Origin of the sequence: Cupriavidus phytorum (assembly GCF_003254285.1) — a bacterium.
GTDB lineage: Bacteria > Pseudomonadota > Gammaproteobacteria > Burkholderiales > Burkholderiaceae > Cupriavidus > Cupriavidus phytorum.
Genome location: NZ_QKZN01000006.1, coordinates 264,050 through 279,948 on the forward strand (window position 1 = coordinate 264,050; position 15,899 = coordinate 279,948).

At 64.6% G+C, this 15,899-nt stretch carries 11 protein-coding genes; 4 read left to right on the forward strand and 7 right to left on the reverse strand.

The window, feature by feature from the left end; genetic code table 11:
• Positions 1 to 227 precede the first annotated feature (227 nt).
• Together C7416_RS17675 and C7416_RS17680 are read right to left on the reverse strand one after the other, a co-directional pair.
• A complete protein-coding gene (locus C7416_RS17675) occupies positions 228 to 1,565 on the reverse strand; it encodes an MFS transporter (RefSeq protein WP_198035623.1) in 1,338 nt (445 codons plus the stop codon).
• 1,097 nt (positions 1,566 to 2,662) lie between these two features.
• Positions 2,663 to 3,784, reverse strand: a complete 1,122-nt coding sequence (locus tag C7416_RS17680) for an AraC family transcriptional regulator (RefSeq protein WP_240988253.1) — start codon at positions 3,782 to 3,784, stop codon at positions 2,663 to 2,665.
• Positions 3,785 to 3,867: 83 nt separating this feature from the next.
• Between C7416_RS17680 and C7416_RS17685 the strand changes: the two genes are divergently transcribed.
• From C7416_RS17685 to C7416_RS17695, 3 genes are all read left to right on the forward strand, one after another.
• A complete protein-coding gene (locus C7416_RS17685; RefSeq protein ID WP_111520122.1) occupies positions 3,868 to 4,344 on the forward strand; it encodes a 2,4'-dihydroxyacetophenone dioxygenase family protein in 477 nt (158 codons plus the stop codon).
• 48 nt (positions 4,345 to 4,392) lie between these two features.
• Positions 4,393 to 5,817 carry a DUF1254 domain-containing protein gene (locus tag C7416_RS17690; protein ID WP_111520123.1) on the forward strand — a complete coding sequence of 475 codons (1,425 nt, stop codon included), beginning with the start codon at positions 4,393 to 4,395 and terminating at the stop codon, positions 5,815 to 5,817.
• 102 nt (positions 5,818 to 5,919) lie between these two features.
• Positions 5,920 to 7,119, forward strand: a complete 1,200-nt coding sequence (locus C7416_RS17695) for a porin (RefSeq protein WP_111520124.1) — start codon at positions 5,920 to 5,922, stop codon at positions 7,117 to 7,119.
• A 60-nt stretch (positions 7,120 to 7,179) separates the two neighbouring features.
• On the opposite strand, the gene gstA is transcribed toward C7416_RS17695, so the two are convergent.
• Positions 7,180 to 7,788, reverse strand: coding sequence for a glutathione transferase GstA (gene gstA, locus C7416_RS17700; RefSeq protein WP_111520125.1), 609 nt, complete (start codon positions 7,786 to 7,788; stop codon positions 7,180 to 7,182).
• A 323-nt stretch (positions 7,789 to 8,111) separates the two neighbouring features.
• Here gstA and C7416_RS17705 point away from each other — a divergent pair, with 323 nt between their 5' ends.
• Positions 8,112 to 9,329 (forward strand): zinc-dependent alcohol dehydrogenase, encoded by a 1,218-nt coding sequence (locus tag C7416_RS17705; RefSeq protein WP_111520126.1) that lies wholly within the window; start codon positions 8,112 to 8,114, stop codon positions 9,327 to 9,329.
• Positions 9,330 to 9,459: 130 nt separating this feature from the next.
• Here the strand turns inward: C7416_RS17705 and C7416_RS17710 are convergent, their stop codons facing one another.
• From C7416_RS17710 to C7416_RS17725, 4 genes are read right to left on the reverse strand one after another with little or no spacing between them, the layout of a single operon-like run.
• Positions 9,460 to 9,822, reverse strand: coding sequence for a copper-binding protein (locus C7416_RS17710; RefSeq protein WP_111520127.1), 363 nt, complete (start codon positions 9,820 to 9,822; stop codon positions 9,460 to 9,462).
• Positions 9,819 to 12,989: an efflux RND transporter permease subunit gene (locus C7416_RS17715; RefSeq protein WP_111520128.1), complete on the reverse strand. Its 3,171-nt coding sequence runs from the start codon at positions 12,987 to 12,989 to the stop codon at positions 9,819 to 9,821. The genes C7416_RS17710 and C7416_RS17715 overlap by 4 nt, the downstream gene beginning before the upstream one ends.
• Complete coding sequence (locus C7416_RS17720; RefSeq protein ID WP_111520129.1) at positions 12,986 to 14,530, reverse strand: efflux RND transporter periplasmic adaptor subunit; 1,545 nt, start codon at positions 14,528 to 14,530, stop codon at positions 12,986 to 12,988. Before C7416_RS17720 ends, C7416_RS17715 begins: the two co-directional genes overlap by 4 nt.
• Positions 14,527 to 15,843 (reverse strand): TolC family protein, encoded by a 1,317-nt coding sequence (locus tag C7416_RS17725; RefSeq protein WP_111520130.1) that lies wholly within the window; start codon positions 15,841 to 15,843, stop codon positions 14,527 to 14,529. The genes C7416_RS17720 and C7416_RS17725 overlap by 4 nt, the downstream gene beginning before the upstream one ends.
• Positions 15,844 to 15,899: the final 56 nt, after the last annotated feature.

Consider the following 15,899-nt stretch of genomic DNA (forward strand, 5'->3'; position numbering starts at 1 on the left):
TCCGGAGAACGAGCCGATACTGACGGATAAGAAGCGCCGGTTAGGGAGTACGGAGCACATAAGTTCCGCGCACTGCACAGAGCCACACCTTGCAGGATCGCGCGATAGAGGCTAGCGCCACGGCCATGGTTGCCGTAACGCTGCGAAACTCAGCAAAGTACTCATGACTGCAAGCGATTATGGGGTGGGGCGATGCCGGTAGTCCGATTGAAAGGCCGGCCTCATTCTCAGGCGTTGGTCTCCTGGTGATTGTGTGCAACGGCAACTCGTCGACCGGCGCTCGGCAAAAGTCCTACGGCCAGCGCTGCGGCCAGGCCCGCAATGGAGAACGTGATGAAGTTCCACTCAAAGCTCAGCCCTGATCCAGCCACATAGCCTCCAAGGAGCGGTCCGCACATTGCGCCACAACGCGCAAAGCTGAGAGCCCATCCAGTCGCGGCGGCGCGAGCGTGTGCGGGGTAGTAGCCAGCCAGATAGCCTGTCAGGATAAGAGATGCGGAGACGCTGCCTACGCCGGCCAATGCCATCAGAAGATAGTTGATAGCAACCGAGTTTCGGAACATCAACGCGCCAATGGCAGCGGACCCGATCAGATAGAAGCTGGTAACTGTGCCGCGCGCGCCCATCTTGTCTGCCGCGCCGCCAAGGAATAAGCCGCCCAACGCGGATGCGAGACTGAATACAACCAGGAAAGAGAGGCTGGACCCCAGATCGTAGCCATTCTTGCGCATGATGGTTGGCAACCACGTATTGAGGCCGTAGACCAGCAGCAATCCGAAGAACAGAGCCATCCAGAAGCATGCTGTGGCACGGAGCTGCCGACGGGCGAAGATGCTCGACATAACATCTCGCCACGTTGCACGGTTGGCGTTCTTGCCCAGACCGCCTCTGGTCTGCAGCCGGCCATTGCCCGTGCGGTTGGCCAACGCCTGCGCTTCGCTAATTCGACCCTGGCCGACCAGATATTCCTGCGATTCAGGCAACATCCATGCCATCAGCGGTATCAAGACAATGGGCACGGCACCCAGGCCAATGACGCCGCGCCATCCCAGACTGGGCAGGAACCACATGGCGACCAGCGCAGCACAAAGAATTCCCACGGAGTAACCCGAGTACATGAGTCCGTAGTTGAAGCTGCGGCGGTGCGGTGGTGAGTACTCGATCGTTAGCGCGGCCGCCACGGGGATCACACCTCCCAGTCCAAGCCCACCTATGAATCGCAGGATACCGAACAGGACAGGCGTTGGCGCCCAGGACGCGCCCAGCATTGTCAGGGAGAACACCGAAACGCAGAGCAGGAGCATTCGCCGCCGGCCCATCATTTCGCTCAGCGTGCCAATCAGGAAGGCGCCGAAGAACATGCCCACCAAAGCGTAGCTGCTGAGTGCCCCCAGTTGAAAGGGGCTGAGATTCCAGTTCCGATCTTCGGCCAGTGCGGGTAGTACGGCGCCCATGACACCGACGTCATAGCCTTCGAACAAGATTGCGAGAAAGCATACGAGCAGCACGGTACAGGTCGTGCGGAAATGCGGATGCCAAGGTTGAATGCTATGGGCAACGGTCACAGCTTGTCTCCTTTCGGGCGGCGGATCGGTGTGCTGGGTGACCGCCTGTATGTAGTACGCGCGTGATCGAGGCGCCGACCGCGCCCCAGCAAGCGATAGTTTATGTGTAAACATATGAGAATGGAAATAAAATAGCTGCGGTGGGGCGAGAGGGGCAGGGAGGCGGGAGCGAAGTGGCGGATGCGATTCTTCGATTTTTGTCGCCGCTCCGCAGGGACTTGCAGTCACTCGCGCCGCGGCTTATGGGCGGATCGCGGCATGGCTTCAGCTTTGGCGTCCCGAGCAGGGGAAGCGCCGAGAGGGGCGATAAACTGTTGCCGAGAAGACTTGCGCAAGCTGCATTACAGCGCTGTGGGAATACCTGCGGGCCGCTGCGGAGGAGAACCGCTCGCTGTTGGCAGGGCATCAGGCGAATTGCGGTTCATCGATAACTGGCATCTGGATCGGCGCGCAATTGATTGTCAGCCGTTCCAAAGAGATGTCAGCGGTTCACGCTGCAGCTATCTGTCTGGCGCCCAATCGACTGTCAAAGTGGAGGATTGCGCGTCAGACTGAATATCCAGGTTTCAGGTCCGTTATCTGAGTGTTGCAGCCGTTCGAATGCCGGCATTGAGCCAAAGTCCAGCGTCCGCAAATGGCCGTTCGCGGCCTTTGGCACCTCCTGTTTTCGGGCGGCTGGGCGCCAGAGAGTCGACCCCTTCTGGCCGACTTCAGGCGGCCGAGGTAAGGGTGGTGGTCGGCGCCACCCGATCCGACACGGTCGGATCGAAGAGGAATAGTGCAATGGCTTAGTGGATTGAAACACCTCGGACGTTACGTTTGGCACTTTGCTTCTTCGTTTCAGTGCGAGGCGAATGAGAAAGGCGCGCGCGTCGTCGGACGCTGCGGTTTCTTAAGATTAGACGTGGAAAAGCAGCACCTACACCTGGCCAAAGCCGTGATGCGGCCACGCCGCCCGCTTCAGTGTCCTACGGCCATTTGATGGGCGGCTGCCAAGGTTGTTGCAAATGTGAAATCGCGCCCATTGCGCCACAGTCCGAGTGGCCGCAGATTACGATGCCGACGCTGCGCCGCGGTGGCACCGCCTGTCGGTGCGGTCACGACGACCGTCCGCTTCCATCGCCGCCACGAAAATCCGACGGACTGACCCCATTGGCCCGCCGAAAGGCCCGGCTGAAGTTCGCCACGTCGGTGAATCCGAGGCGGTAGGCAATTTGCGAAATCGGCAGCTTCCCCTCGCGCAGCAGCTTCTGCGCGCGTCCGTTCCGGACGTCGATGGCGAGGTCGCGGAAGCTGCTGGCCTCCTTCTTCAGGTAGCGGTCCAGCGTGCGCGCCGAGATGCCGATCAGCCCGGCAAGTTCCTCCAGCGTCGGCTGGCTGTCCTCGGCTTCGGTCAGCATCATCACCACCCATCCTGTCCAGTTGCCTTGCTCGCAATACCGCTGCAGCAGCGTGCGGCAGCGCTGCTCCGCCATGCGCACCGCGTGGGCATCGGCCATCGGCAGGGGCGCGTCCAGGCTCCAGGTATCGGCGACCATGCGGATCTCGGGCAGTGGCGACGCGCCAAAATGCACGCGCGCGGGCGACAGTTCGCGATAGCGTGCCGCATGCGGTGGCGTTTCCATGGCCATGTAGATGTCGTAGACCGCCGACGGGTTGCGCAGCAAGGACTTGCATTGCAGGTGCGCCGACACGGCAATGGTCTCCTGGAGCAGGTTCAGCGTGTCCCGGCCCATGGGCAGGGCCGGCCGGAAGATGACTTCCGCGCGGTCGCCGCTGCGCTCATAGCTCATCCTGAACATCCGCGTCAGGAGCTGGTAGTAGCGCGAGCACAGCCGCAGCACCTGGTCCAGCGTGGTGCACGAGAGCATGGCGTAGCCGAGGATATCGTGCGAGTTCAGCTTCAGGCGGCATCCCCACTCGAAGCCGAGGTCGCTACGTCCGGTGGCGCGTACCGCTTCTGCCAGCAGGCGGTCGATCTGTTGCGAGTTGAGGCCGAAGTCCGTGTCGCGGAAGCGGTCCGGGTCAATATCCGCGGCGCGCGCCAGTTCGTCCAGCGAGGTGCCGGCGGACTTGAAGTAGTCACCCAACAGCAAAAAATAGCGGGCCGGTAGCAGAGGGCGGGCAGCGGCTTTCATCTTCGAAGGGAAGGGAAAAAAGACCTGAGATCGGCGCAATGCCGTGTCTGAAAATGATAGATGGCTGTCTGGAAATGACAAGTCAGCAGCGGGTCTGCATCCCCAGAATGGGAGCCTGAACCAGCCGGATCCGTCCCGGATGCGGCAATGACAGGAGACAGGCCATGCTGTTCGAGTCCATCAACACCGGTTGCCTGGACGGCAACGATACGCCGTGGATGCCGTTTGCGCCGTATAGCAACGACGTGATGATCAAGTACTTCAAGATCGATCCGGTACGGGGGGAAACCATTACGCTGCTGAAGGCGCCTGCCGGCATGGAGATGCCGCGCCACCACCATACCGGCACGGTTATTGTCTACACCGTCCAGGGAAGCTGGCGCTATAAGGAGCACGACTGGACCGCCCACCCCGGCAGCGTGGTGTACGAGACCGCCTCGACGCGGCATACGCCCCAGGCGGCGTATGCCGAGGGCCCGGACATCATCACCTTCAATATCGTCTCGGGCCAGCTGCTGTACCTCGACGACAAGGACAACATTATCGCGGTCGAGAACTGGAAGACATCGATGGACCGCTACCTCGGCTACTGCAAGGCCAACGACATCCAGCCCAGGGACTTGTCCACCTTCGAGGGCTGATCCGCGCACCGACAACAACACATCGTCCCGGCTCAAACAGGAGGAGACATGCCGACCCTGACTCATCTTGCGTGGTTGCGGCGCGCCCTGGCCGCGCTGCTTGGCATGGCCGCGCTCCAGGGCAGCGCAGGCGCTGCACCGCACGGTCTGGCCGAGGCACAGGAGATCGCCATCGAGGCCTATCTCTATGCTTATCCGATGGTGCTGATGGAAGTGACGCGACGGGTCTCGACCAACGTCGCGGCGCCGGATCCCCGGGGCGGCATCCGCGCGCCCATGAACCAGTTCGCGCATGTGCCCGCCTTCCCGGACGACAAGTTCCACGCCGTGGTGCGCCCGAATGCGGACACGCTCTACTCGTCGCTCTGGTATGACGTCTCTCGCGAGCCGCTCATCATTTCCGTGCCGGACTCCGGTGGCCGCTACTATCTGCTGCCGATCCTTGACATGTGGACGGATGTCTTTACCTCTCCCGGTTCACGCACGACCGGTAACGGCCCGCGGCAGTTTGCCATTGTCGGCCCGCGCTGGCAGGGCAAACTGCCCGCTGGCATGCCGGCCTATATCTCGCCGACGGCCGTAGGCTGGATGATCGGCCGAACGCAGACCAATGGCAGCGCCGACTACGCCGCCGTGCACAAATTCCAGGCCGGCCTCCATGCCAGGCCGCTCAGTGCCTGGGGCCGGCGCGGCTACGAGCCACCGAAGGGCGGGACGAACCCACGGCAGGACATGAGCGCACCGGTGGAACAGGTGGCGAGGATGGACGCCGCGCGCTACTTCGGCATGTTCGCCGAACTGATGAAGCGCAACCCGCCGCACGCGAACGACTATCCCATTCTCGATCGCATGGCGCGGCTGGGACTGGTGCCCGGACAGGACTTCGATATGAACCGTCTGTCCCTGGACGTGCAGGCGGCGCTTCAGGCCGCTCCGGCACAGGCACGCCAGCAAATGGCGCAGGCGCTGCCGCGCTCCGGTTCCGTCAGCAACGGCTGGAGGATGATCGGCAATCCGATCGGCACCTACGGTACCGACTATCTGCGCCGTGCGGTGATTGCCTTTGCCGGCCTCGGGGCCAACACGGTCGAAGACGCCGTTTACCCGCTTGCGATGACGGACGCCGATGGCAAGCCCCTGGACAGTGCGGAACGGTACGTGATCCACTTCGACAAGGCGCAGTTGCCGCCCGCGCGCAGCTTCTGGTCCCTGACGATGTACACCGATCGCCAGTTCTTTGCCGCCAATCCGATCCACCGCTTCGCCATCGGCGATAGAGACCCGCTCAAGTACAACGCCGATGGCTCGCTCGACCTGCTGATCCAGCGCGACCCGCCCAAGGGCGCCGAGTCCAACTGGTTGCCCACGCCGGCAACGGGAAAGTTTTCCATGAACCTGCGCCTCTACCTGCCCGGCCCCACGGCGCTGGATGGCACATGGAAGCCGCCGGTGATCCGGCGCATGGCTGATTAGGTCCCGGATCCGCGCAACACGGCCGCCCCCGGAACGATTCGCAAGACCCGCTTGCGCGAGCCGGAACAGCCGGTCCACATCAAACAAATCGAGGAGACACCCATGAAGGACTTTGCCGGGCGCAAAGGGCTACAGTTCGTGCTGGCTACTGCCGGCGCCTTGGTATCCGGCATTTCCCACGCACAATCCGTCGTCATCCTGTATGGGGTCGCGGACATGAACGTGGAATTCGTCAACCATCTGGGCGCAGTGCCGGCGGCGGCCAACGGGTTCGACCCGGGGCCGGCGCAGCACGCTTATCGGATGAATTCAGGCGGCGTATCCGGATCGCGCTGGGGCCTGCGCGGCGCGGAGGCAATCGGTGGCGGCATGAAGGCGATGTTCGTGCTGGAGAGCGGCTTCAACCTCGACACCGGCACCACGCAGCAGAACCGGTTCTTCGGGCGGCAGGCCTATGTCGGGTTACAGGGCCAGTACGGGCAACTTTCGCTTGGCCGCCAATATACTGCCTTGTTCGAGGCCATGGCCAATTTCGTGCCGGCATCCTATTCGACCCAATATGAGCCCGTCGTGGCGATGGCTGGCCCAAATTTCCGCGAGGACAACACCGTCAAGTACAGCGCGGCATTCGGGCCGGTGGCCATGCTGGCGCACTGGTCGTTCGGCACGGGCGTCGCCTTGCCGCCCACCGTCGGCGCGCCGATCATCCTCGGCGGCAATGGCGAAGTCCCCGGCAGCTTCCGGCGCGACACCGCCTATGGCGCCGGCTTGGTCTACAACACGGGCGCGTTCAGTTCGGCGATTGCCTATGACCAGTTCAATCCCACTATCGCGCCCGCAGCGGCACCTGGCAATGCCGGCAACGGCACCATCAGGAAGGTCGCCGTCGCCGCCAGCTACACGGTGGGACCGGCGAAAATCATGGCGGGCTACCGCTGGGGACAGAACAAGAACCAGAACGGGGCCGTGTTCTTTCGCGACGACTTCTACTGGATCGGCGGCAACTACCAGGTGACGCCGTCCATCGCGCTGACGCTGGAGTACAACTACGACAACGTAAGAAACCAGTTTGGCAATGCCAACGCTGCCAATCCCTGGCAAATTTCCTTGCTCGCGAACTATGCGTTATCCAAACGGACGGATCTCTATCTGACCACGGCTTATGCCAGGCACGCAGGTGTCGGGATGGAGTCGGCCGGATTCTTCTTTGCAAGCAGCCTTTCACTGGGGAACAGCTACGCCCTTGCCAATGGCCAAAGCGCGATGGTCGGCGCCGCGGTGGGGCTCCGGCACAAATTCTAGGAGAGACCCTGTCACAGGTCTGGCGTGCGGCGCCGGGCCTGGTACTCCCGCCACCAATGGTCACCCAATCCCCTCATCCTCCAACGCCTTCTTTACCGCCGGCCGCTCCCCAACCCTCTGCCGATACTCTTGCAGCGCAGGCCAGCGCTCAAGCGACAACTTGAAATGATCCGGCCATCGCAGGATGGTGAACAGGTAGGCGTCCGCGACACTGAAATCTCCCATCAGGTAATCCTTGTCCGCGAGCTGCGGAGCCAGCCAGTCGAACCGCTGTGACAGGCGCGTCCACGTCGCCTCTTTCTGCTCCTGCGGCGTGCCGGGTTTCCAGAACGGCCCAAAGCCCTTGTGCAGTTCGGACGAAATGAAGTTCAGCCATTCCTGCAAGCGATAGCGCTCAAGCGTATTGCATGCCGGGGCAAGTCCATTTTCCGGGGCCTGGTCGGCAATGTACTGGACCACCACGGCCGCCTCGGTCAGCCGGTCGCCTTTGTCGAGCTCCAGCGTCGGCACATAGCCCTTGGCATTGATGGTCTTGTAGTCGGTGCCGCTCTCGGTTTTGTGCGGCTCGGCGCGCAGGTCGACGCGCTCGGTGGAGAAGGGAAGGCCGGTCTCGATGAGGGCGATATGTGCCGCCAGGGAACATGCGCCGGGAGCGTAGTAGAGCTTCATGATGGGTGCCTCCTTGGTAATGTGCGCCAGCTTGAGGACGTCAGGTGAGATTTAGCAATCGACATGCCCAAGCCGATTCTCTCCGCCTGGTTGCCGAAGTCGGAAGCGCGCAATCCCGGCGGCGCAGCGGGTCCGTGGCCTTGGCCGGTGCCTGAGGCCGCCGGAATGGATTGCAAGGCGCGTAGCAGAAATTGCCAGGTGGGCGCTCCCGGTCGCCGTTGCGCGCGCCGGCGCAACGGGGCAGCCCTTGGGAACGTTCCTTGCAGCGGCGGTACTCCGACTGACCTCGCCGGAGGTGGCTCCGGCTTCATGTGGAGGACACCATGAAAGCGGTTGTATTTCACGGGATCGGCGACATCCGGCTGGATGATGTGCCGGAACCGGTGATCGAGCAGGACACCGACGCCATCGTGCGCCTGACCGCCAGTGCCATCTGCGGCACCGACCTGCACTTCGTGCGCGGCACCATGGAAGGGCTGGCGCCGGGCACGGTGCTGGGCCACGAGGGGGTGGGCGTGGTCGAGGCTCTCGGCGACGGCGTGCGCAACCTCAGCGTGGGCGACCGGGTCGTGATCCCGTCCACTATTGCCTGCGGCTATTGCTCGTACTGCCGCGCCGGCTACTACGCCCAGTGTGACAACGCCAACCCGCACGGCAAGCAGGCCGGCACCGCCTTCTATGGCGGGCCGGAGCAGACCGGGCCGTTCCAGGGGCTGCAGGCCGAGAAGGCCCGCGTTCCGTTCGCCCACGTCAACCTGGTCAAGCTGCCGGACAACATCAGCGACGAGCAGGCGATCATGCTCTCCGACATCTTCCCGACCGGCTATTTCGGCGCTGACCTCGCCAGCATCCATCCCGGCCATACGGTGGCGGTGTTCGGCTGCGGTCCGGTGGGGCAGTTCGTGATCGCGTCGGCAAAGCTGATGGGCGCGGGCCGCATCTTTGCCGTGGATACGGTGGCCGACCGGCTCGACATGGCGCGCGCGCAGGGCGCCGAGGTAGTGAACTTTGATGCCGAAGACCCGGTGCAGACCATCGTGGAGCTGACCGGCGGCATCGGCGTGGACCGGGCCATCGATGCGGTCGGCGTCGATGCCATGCACGCGCACCACGGTCCGGCGGCGCAGGATCCGGCGATTCCGGAAAGCGAGCAGGAGGCCGCCCGTCTGGCGCCACACGCCCATCCCACGGAACAGGGCAACTGGGTCCCGGGCGATGCGCCGGCGCAGGCGCTGGACTGGGCCATCCGCGCGCTGGCCAAGGCCGGCACGCTGTCGATCATCGGCGTGTATCCGCCCACCGACCGCAGCTTCCCGATCGGCGCGGCGATGAACAAGAACCTGACCGTGCGCATGGGCAACTGCAACCACCGCGCCTATATCCCGCGGCTGGTCGAGCTGGTGCGCACCGGTGCGGTGGACCCGGCGGCCATCCTGACCCGGCGCGAGCCGATGACCTCGGCGATCGAGGCTTATCAGGCGTTTGACCAGCGGCAGCCTGGCTGGATCAAGGTAGAGCTGCAGCCGGGATCGGTGCACTAACGCTGTCCAGCTTACCTGCGTCATTCCCGCGCAGGCGGGAATCCAGCGTCTTTTGAAGTCACTGGGTTCCCGCCTGCGCGGGAACGACGCGAGAGTTTGATGCCTTAGCTGAACAGCATTGCGAAGGCCCCTACCTGCGCTGCATGTCGATGACGGTCGGCTTGCCATCGACCTTGTCGAACGTGACCGAAACCGAGTCGCCTTCCTTGAAGTTCTTCAGCGAAGCACGGTCCTTGACCGGGAACGCCATGGTCATGGCGGACATGCCGAGGTTCTCGATCGGGCCGTGCTTGAGCGTCACCTTGCCGGCCGACGCATCGATCTTCCTGATTTCGGCTGGCACAGGCTGGGAGGCCTGCTTTGACGCGGCGGGTGCCTTGCTGTCCATGCCGTGCATGCTGTGGCCGTCCGTGGATCCCGCTGCGAATGCAGTGGAGGCTGTGGAGGCAGCGACGATGGCGAGCGCGAGTGCGAGAGTCTTGCCGGGGTTCATTGCGATTCGTCCTGAAGTGAAGGGTGGGTAGGGACTGGGGGAACTCGGGTCTGACGTCGGCGTATCAGCCAATACACCGCCGGCACGACAAACAGGGACAGCAACGGGGCAGTCACCATGCCGCCGACCATCGGTGCCGCAATGCGTTGCATCACTTCCGAGCCCGTGCCATGCGACCACATGATGGGAATCAGGCCGCCGAGGATTACCGCGACCGTCATGACCTTGGGGCGCACGCGCTGCACCGCCCCTTCCTGGATCGCGTCGAGAAGTGCCGACTGCGTGGTTTCGCCACGGTTTTCTCGTTCGGCCCAGGCTTGTTTCAGATAGAGCAGCATGATGACACCGAACTCCGCCGCCACGCCGGCCAGCGCAATGAAGCCGACGACGCCAGCCACGGACAGGTTGTAGCCCAGCAGGTAGAGCAGCCAGAAGCCACCAATCAGGGAGAGTGGCAACGTGCCCATGATCAGCAGCGCCTCATCGAGGCGACCGAAAATCATGTAAAGCAGCACAAAGATGATCAGCAGCGTGAACGGCACCACCAGCTTGAGCCTGGCCGTTGCCCGTTCCAGGTACTCGAACTGTCCTGACCAACTCAGCGAATACCCCGCGGTCATCGGCACAGCCTTTGCCACCACGGCCTGCATCTCGCGCACGGCTGAACGGAGGTCCCGTCCGCGAATGTCGACATAGATCCAGCCGGACAAGCGTGCATTCTCGCTGCGCAACATCGGCGGGCCCTGCACGACCTCGATGCGCGCCACGTCCGCAAGCGTGATCTGCAGACCCTTGTCCGTGACGATGGGCAGGGCACGCAATTGCTCGATGGAGTCACGGTAGTCGCGCGGATAGCGGACGTTGATCGGAAAGCGCGCCAGCCCGTCGACCACTTCACCGACATTCTCGCCCCCGATCGCGGATGACACGATACTCTGCACGTCCTCGATGTTGAGGCCATACCGGCCTGCGGCGCCACGGTCGATATCCACATCGATATAGCGGCCGCCGGTGAGACGTTCGGCCAGCGCCGAGGTAACCCCGGGTACCGTCTTGACCGTCTCTTCTATCCTTGTGGCCAGCCTGTCGATCTCTTTCAGGTCCGTGCCAGCCACCTTGATGCCGACCGGGCTCTTGATGCCGGTGGCAAGCATGTCGATGCGGTTGCGTATCGGTGGCACCCAGACGTTCGACAAGCCAGGCACCCTGACCACGCGATCCAGTTCCTCCACCAGCTTGTCGGTCGTCATGCCCGGCCGCCACTGGTCGCGCGGCTTGAACTGGATGGTGGTTTCGAACATCTCGATGGGCGCCGGGTCGGTGGCGGTATCGGCGCGACCTGCCTTGCCGAATACTGTCGCAACCTCAGGCACGGTCTTGATCAGCCGATCGGTCTGCTGCAATAGCTGCGCCGCCTTGCCGGCGGAGAGACCCGGCAGTGCCGACGGCATGTACAGCAGGTCTCCCTCATCGAGCGGCGGCATGAACTCCCCGCCGATGCGCATGACGGGCCAGGCGGTTGCCGCCAGCAGCAGTGCCGCGATCGCAATGGTGGTCTTGGGATAGGCGAGCACCCTGGCCAGCAAGGGCTGGTAGCCGCGGATCAGCCAACGGCTGAGCGGATTGGCCTGTTCCGAAGGAATCCTGCCGCGAATCATGTAGCCCATCAGGACGGGCACCAGCGTGACCGACAGGCCGGCCGCAGCCGCCATGGAATAGGTCTTGGTAAACGCCAGCGGCGAGAACAGCCGCCCCTCGTGCGCTTCCAGCGTGAATACGGGGATGAATGAGAGCGTGATGATCAGCAGCGAGAAGAACAGCGCCGGGCCCACCTCCGCCGCGGACTCGCCAGTCACGCGCCAACGATCCTGCGCGCTCAGTTCCCGTCCGGGGTTGTCGGCATGCCAGCGTTCCAGGTGCTTGTGGGCGTTCTCGATCATCACCACCGCCGCATCGACCATTGCACCAATGGCGATGGCGATACCGCCAAGCGACATGATGTTGGCGTTCACGCCCTGGTAGCGCATCACCAGGAACGCCGCCAGCACGCCGAGCGGCAGCGAGACGATGGCGACCAGCGCGGACCGCAGGTGGAACAGGAACACCAGGCACACCAGCGCCACCACGATGAATTCCTCGATGAGCTTGCGTGTCAGGTTATTCACCGCACGCTCGATCAGCGCTGAGCGATCGTAGGTAGTCACCACTTCCACGCCCTTGGGCAGGCTCGTTTGCAAAGAGGCGAGCCTGGCCTTGACCGCGTCGATGGTCTCCAGCGCGTTCTTGCCGGAGCGCATCACAATGATGCCGCCCGCGACTTCGCCCTGGCCGTCGAGTTCCGCGATGCCGCGCCGCATTTCCGGACCGAGCTGAATCGTGGCGACGTCTCCCAGCCGTACCGGGATGCCGGCCGCGCTGGTGAGCAGCGGAATCTGGCGGAAGTCATCGAGCGTCTTCAGGTAGCCGCTGGCGCGCACCATGTATTCGGCTTCGCCCAGCTCCAGCACCGATCCGCCGGCCTCCTGGTTCGCCCCCTTGAGCGCCGCCAGCACCTTGCCCTGCGACAGGTTATAGGCGCGCAGCCGGTCCGGCATCAGGACGATCTGGTACTGCCTGACCATGCCGCCCAGCGACGCGACCTCGGCCACATTGGGCAGCGATTTGAGCTCGAAGCGCAGGAACCAGTCCTGCAACGCGCGCAACTGGCCGAGGTCGTGCTGCCCGGTCCGGTCGACCAGGGCGTACTCGTAGATCCAGCCTACGCCGGTCGCGTCCGGGCCAAGGGCCGGCCTGGCAGCGGCGGGCAGCCGGGATTGCACCTGGTTCAGGTATTCCAGCACGCGCGAGCGCGCCCAGTAGAGATCGGTGCCATCTTCAAACAACACATAGACATAGGAGTCGCCGAAGAACGAATAGCCGCGCACGGTCCTGGCGCCAGGCACGGACAGCATCGTCGTGGTCAACGGATAGGTGACCTGGTTTTCGACGATCTGCGGGGCCTGGCCGGGAAACGGCGTGCGGATGATCACCTGCACGTCGGACAGGTCCGGCAGCGCGTCGAGCGGCGTGCTGCGCGCGGCCCACAAGCCCCACGCGGTCAGCATGACCGTGGCCAGCAGCACCAGGAAGCGGTTGCGGATCGAAGCCAGGATCAGACGCGCGATCATGGCCTGGCTCCCGATGCAGGCGCTGCGCGTTCCACCGATGACAGCGTCGCCGCGCCGTCGCGGTCCAGCCGGAAGCGAAAGCGGATACGGTCGCCGGGCTTGAAGCCTTGCGGCATGCCGGAAGCGGGCGCGGCAAAGTCCATGGTCATGGCGCCCCAGTCGGCCGACGGGATCGGCTCGTGGGAAATCGTCATGCTTTCCGCACTGACCGCCTCCACGCGTCCGGTGCCTTCGTGCTCCGGGCCCGCGGCGGCGGTTGCCGGCGCGGCTGGTGCTGCGGTCATGCGCTGCGTGGCACCGCGCAGGCTGGCTTCGGAGTCGAGCAGGAACTGGCCGGAGACCACGACCTTCTGTCCGGCTTCGAGGCCTTCGGTCACTTCGGTCTGTCCGCCCGAGGTGGCGCCGGTCCTGACCTCGACAGGGCTGAACCCACCGGGGGCGGTTTCGATCATGACGATGGTGCGCGTTCCGGTGTGGATCAGCGACTCGGTCGGGACCAGCAGCCGGTCCGGGCCAGGCGCGGCATCGAAGCGGACGGTCACGAACATGCCCGGCAACAACTGCCGGCCCTTGTTCTGCAGTTCGATCCGCACCCTGACAGTACGGGTGCCGGGGTTGATGTCGGGCAGGATCGCGTCGACCTTGCCGGTCAGCGTCTGTCCCGGCAGCGCGGCCGCGACCGCCGACACCGTCTGTCCTGGCCGTAGCCGTGAAACATGGGTCTCCGGCACTTCGGCCAGTACCCATACCGTCGCCAGGCTGGCAAGGCGAAAGAGGGTGGTGCCGGGAGGGACCGTCATGCCGTCGCGCGCACCGACCTCGGTGACGATCCCGTCCACCGGACTGGTGACGGCAAGCCGCGGCTGCAGTCTGCCGGTGTCCTGCACCAGGCGGATGTGTTGCTCGGTCATGCCGGTCTGCCGCATGCGGGCAATCGCGGCCTCGCGCAAATCGCCGTGCAGGCTGGTGCCCATGCGCGTCACCGCCAGGTATTCCTCTTGCGCGGTGACCCATTCCGGCGAGTAGATCAGCGCCAGTGGCTGGCCCTTGCGAACCGGATCCAGCGTCGTCCTGGCATACGCGTGCTCGACGAACCCGCTGGTACGGGCCTGCAGCACTTCGATACCGCGCTCGTTGATCGCGACATTGCCCGGCACTTCGAGGGCGGAGGCCAGCCGGCCCGTCTTGACCTCTGCCGTGCGCACGCCAAGGTTCTGGGTCACGCGGCTGTCAACGGTGACGGTCGCGCCGCCACCGGCTTCCTCGTACACGGGCGACAACGGCATATCCATGAAGGGCGACTTGCCGGGCTTGTCGAAGCGCTGGCCCGGCACCATCGGATCATGCCAGTAGAGGATGCGCTTGCCGGTGCCCGGATCGATATCGCCGGCCTTCAGGTTCGCCCCGCCGGCGCTGCGGGCCGGCGCGTCGGTCGCAGCCATCTGCCGGCGTCCCTGTTGATGGCCGAGATGATAGGCACCGCCTGCACTCGCCAGCACGAGCAGGACCACCAGGGTCCGTGCCATCGTGGTCTGCTTCATGGTTGGGCTCCTTGCGGTGGCATGGCTTGCGCGGCAGTCGGCAGCGGCATCAGGAAAGTGAGCTCGGCCCAGAGCCTGGCGGTCGCTGCCTCAAGCCGGAGCCGTTCGAGCGAGAGCTCGAGTGCCTTGCGGCTGGCCTCCGCCACGGCGGCCAGGCTGCCGGCGCCAGTGCGATAGGCGCTCAGGGCCGCCTCGGTTTGTGCCTGCGCCAGGGGCAACGTGGTATTGCGATAGCGCTCCAGGCGCGCATGGCTCAGCTGCAGTTCGGCCTGCTTGCCGCGCAGCTGTCCGATCAGACCGCGGCGTACTGATTCGGCTTGCGCCCGCGCGGCATCGGCCTGCGCCAGCCTGGCGGCCAGTTCGCGGTCCTGGCGATGTTCCTGGTCCCAAGGTAGCGGCAGCGAGACGTTGAGCGACACCATGTTCGAGTAGGCGGGACCGCGCTGGCTGTACATCAGCTCGACGCTGAGATCCGGCACCTTGTTCTCGCGCGCGACGCGGCTCTCGGCCTGGGCCACGCCGGCTTGCGCCTGCGCGGCAGCGACGTCTGGCAACTGCGTTGCGCCGGCATCATCCAGGTTATCGAGCCAGGCCGGGGCATCGAGCGCGGGGCGCTCGGCCAGCGGCAACGCTGCCGCATCGCCGACCCACCGACGCAGCATCGCCCGGGACGAAGCGACCGCGGCGCGGGCTTCGTCTTCGCGATCCTGCAGTTGCTGCGATTCGATCCGGGCGGCCAGGATCTCGGCGCGTGAGCCGCGGTTGCCGCCGTTGCCACGATAAGCGGCCTGTGCCGCATCGATCAACAGCCTGACGGATTGCGCCTGTTCGGCAAGCAGCGCGTGCGCGCGTTCCGCATACCAGCGATCCAGCCACGCCGTGGCGGTGCCGCGTTGCACGTTGGCCAGCGCCACCATACGTTGCGCCTCCGCCGAAGACGCCTCGGCCTCGAAGCGCTCGGCGCGGGCCTGCCGCTTCGCCGGGCGTGTGAATTCCTGCATCAGGCTGACCGACCTCATGGTCATCGAATCGGTGCCCAGCGAGAACCGGTCCGGCCCATTCGCCGGGACGTTGTTGACGCCGACCTTCAGGACCGGGTCGGGCATCTGCCTGCCGGCCACGGCCATCTCGATGGCTGACTGGACTGCCGAGCGCGAGGTCTCGGCATCGGCCGAACGCGCCGCGGCGAGCGCGAGCGCTTCCTGCAGGGAAAGGGCTGGCGCGGACTCCGCCCATGCCGGACGGATCACGGCAAGCAGCGTGAGCGCGAGCGCTAGCCGGCGCCCGCACCTGGTGGATAAGTGCAAATGCATAAAGCCTCCGCAAAGCAACGACCACCCTGGAGCCGATGGCTCAGGGCACGACAACA

Bases quoted from the DNA above. Each gene is read 5' to 3' on its own strand.
- C7416_RS17685 (WP_111520122.1), top strand. From the start codon at position 3,868: ATGCTGTTCGAGTCCATCAACACCGGTTGCCTGGACGGCAACGATACG.
- C7416_RS17690 (WP_111520123.1), top strand. From the start codon at position 4,393: ATGCCGACCCTGACTCATCTTGCGTGGTTGCGGCGCGCCCTGGCCGCG.
- C7416_RS17695 (WP_111520124.1), top strand. From the start codon at position 5,920: ATGAAGGACTTTGCCGGGCGCAAAGGGCTACAGTTCGTGCTGGCTACT.
- gstA (WP_111520125.1), bottom strand. From the start codon at position 7,788: ATGAAGCTCTACTACGCTCCCGGCGCATGTTCCCTGGCGGCACATATC.
- C7416_RS17705 (WP_111520126.1), top strand. From the start codon at position 8,112: ATGAAAGCGGTTGTATTTCACGGGATCGGCGACATCCGGCTGGATGAT.
- C7416_RS17710 (WP_111520127.1), bottom strand. From the start codon at position 9,822: ATGAACCCCGGCAAGACTCTCGCACTCGCGCTCGCCATCGTCGCTGCC.
- C7416_RS17715 (WP_111520128.1), bottom strand. From the start codon at position 12,989: ATGATCGCGCGTCTGATCCTGGCTTCGATCCGCAACCGCTTCCTGGTG.
- C7416_RS17720 (WP_111520129.1), bottom strand. From the start codon at position 14,530: ATGAAGCAGACCACGATGGCACGGACCCTGGTGGTCCTGCTCGTGCTG.
- C7416_RS17725 (WP_111520130.1), bottom strand. From the start codon at position 15,843: ATGCATTTGCACTTATCCACCAGGTGCGGGCGCCGGCTAGCGCTCGCG.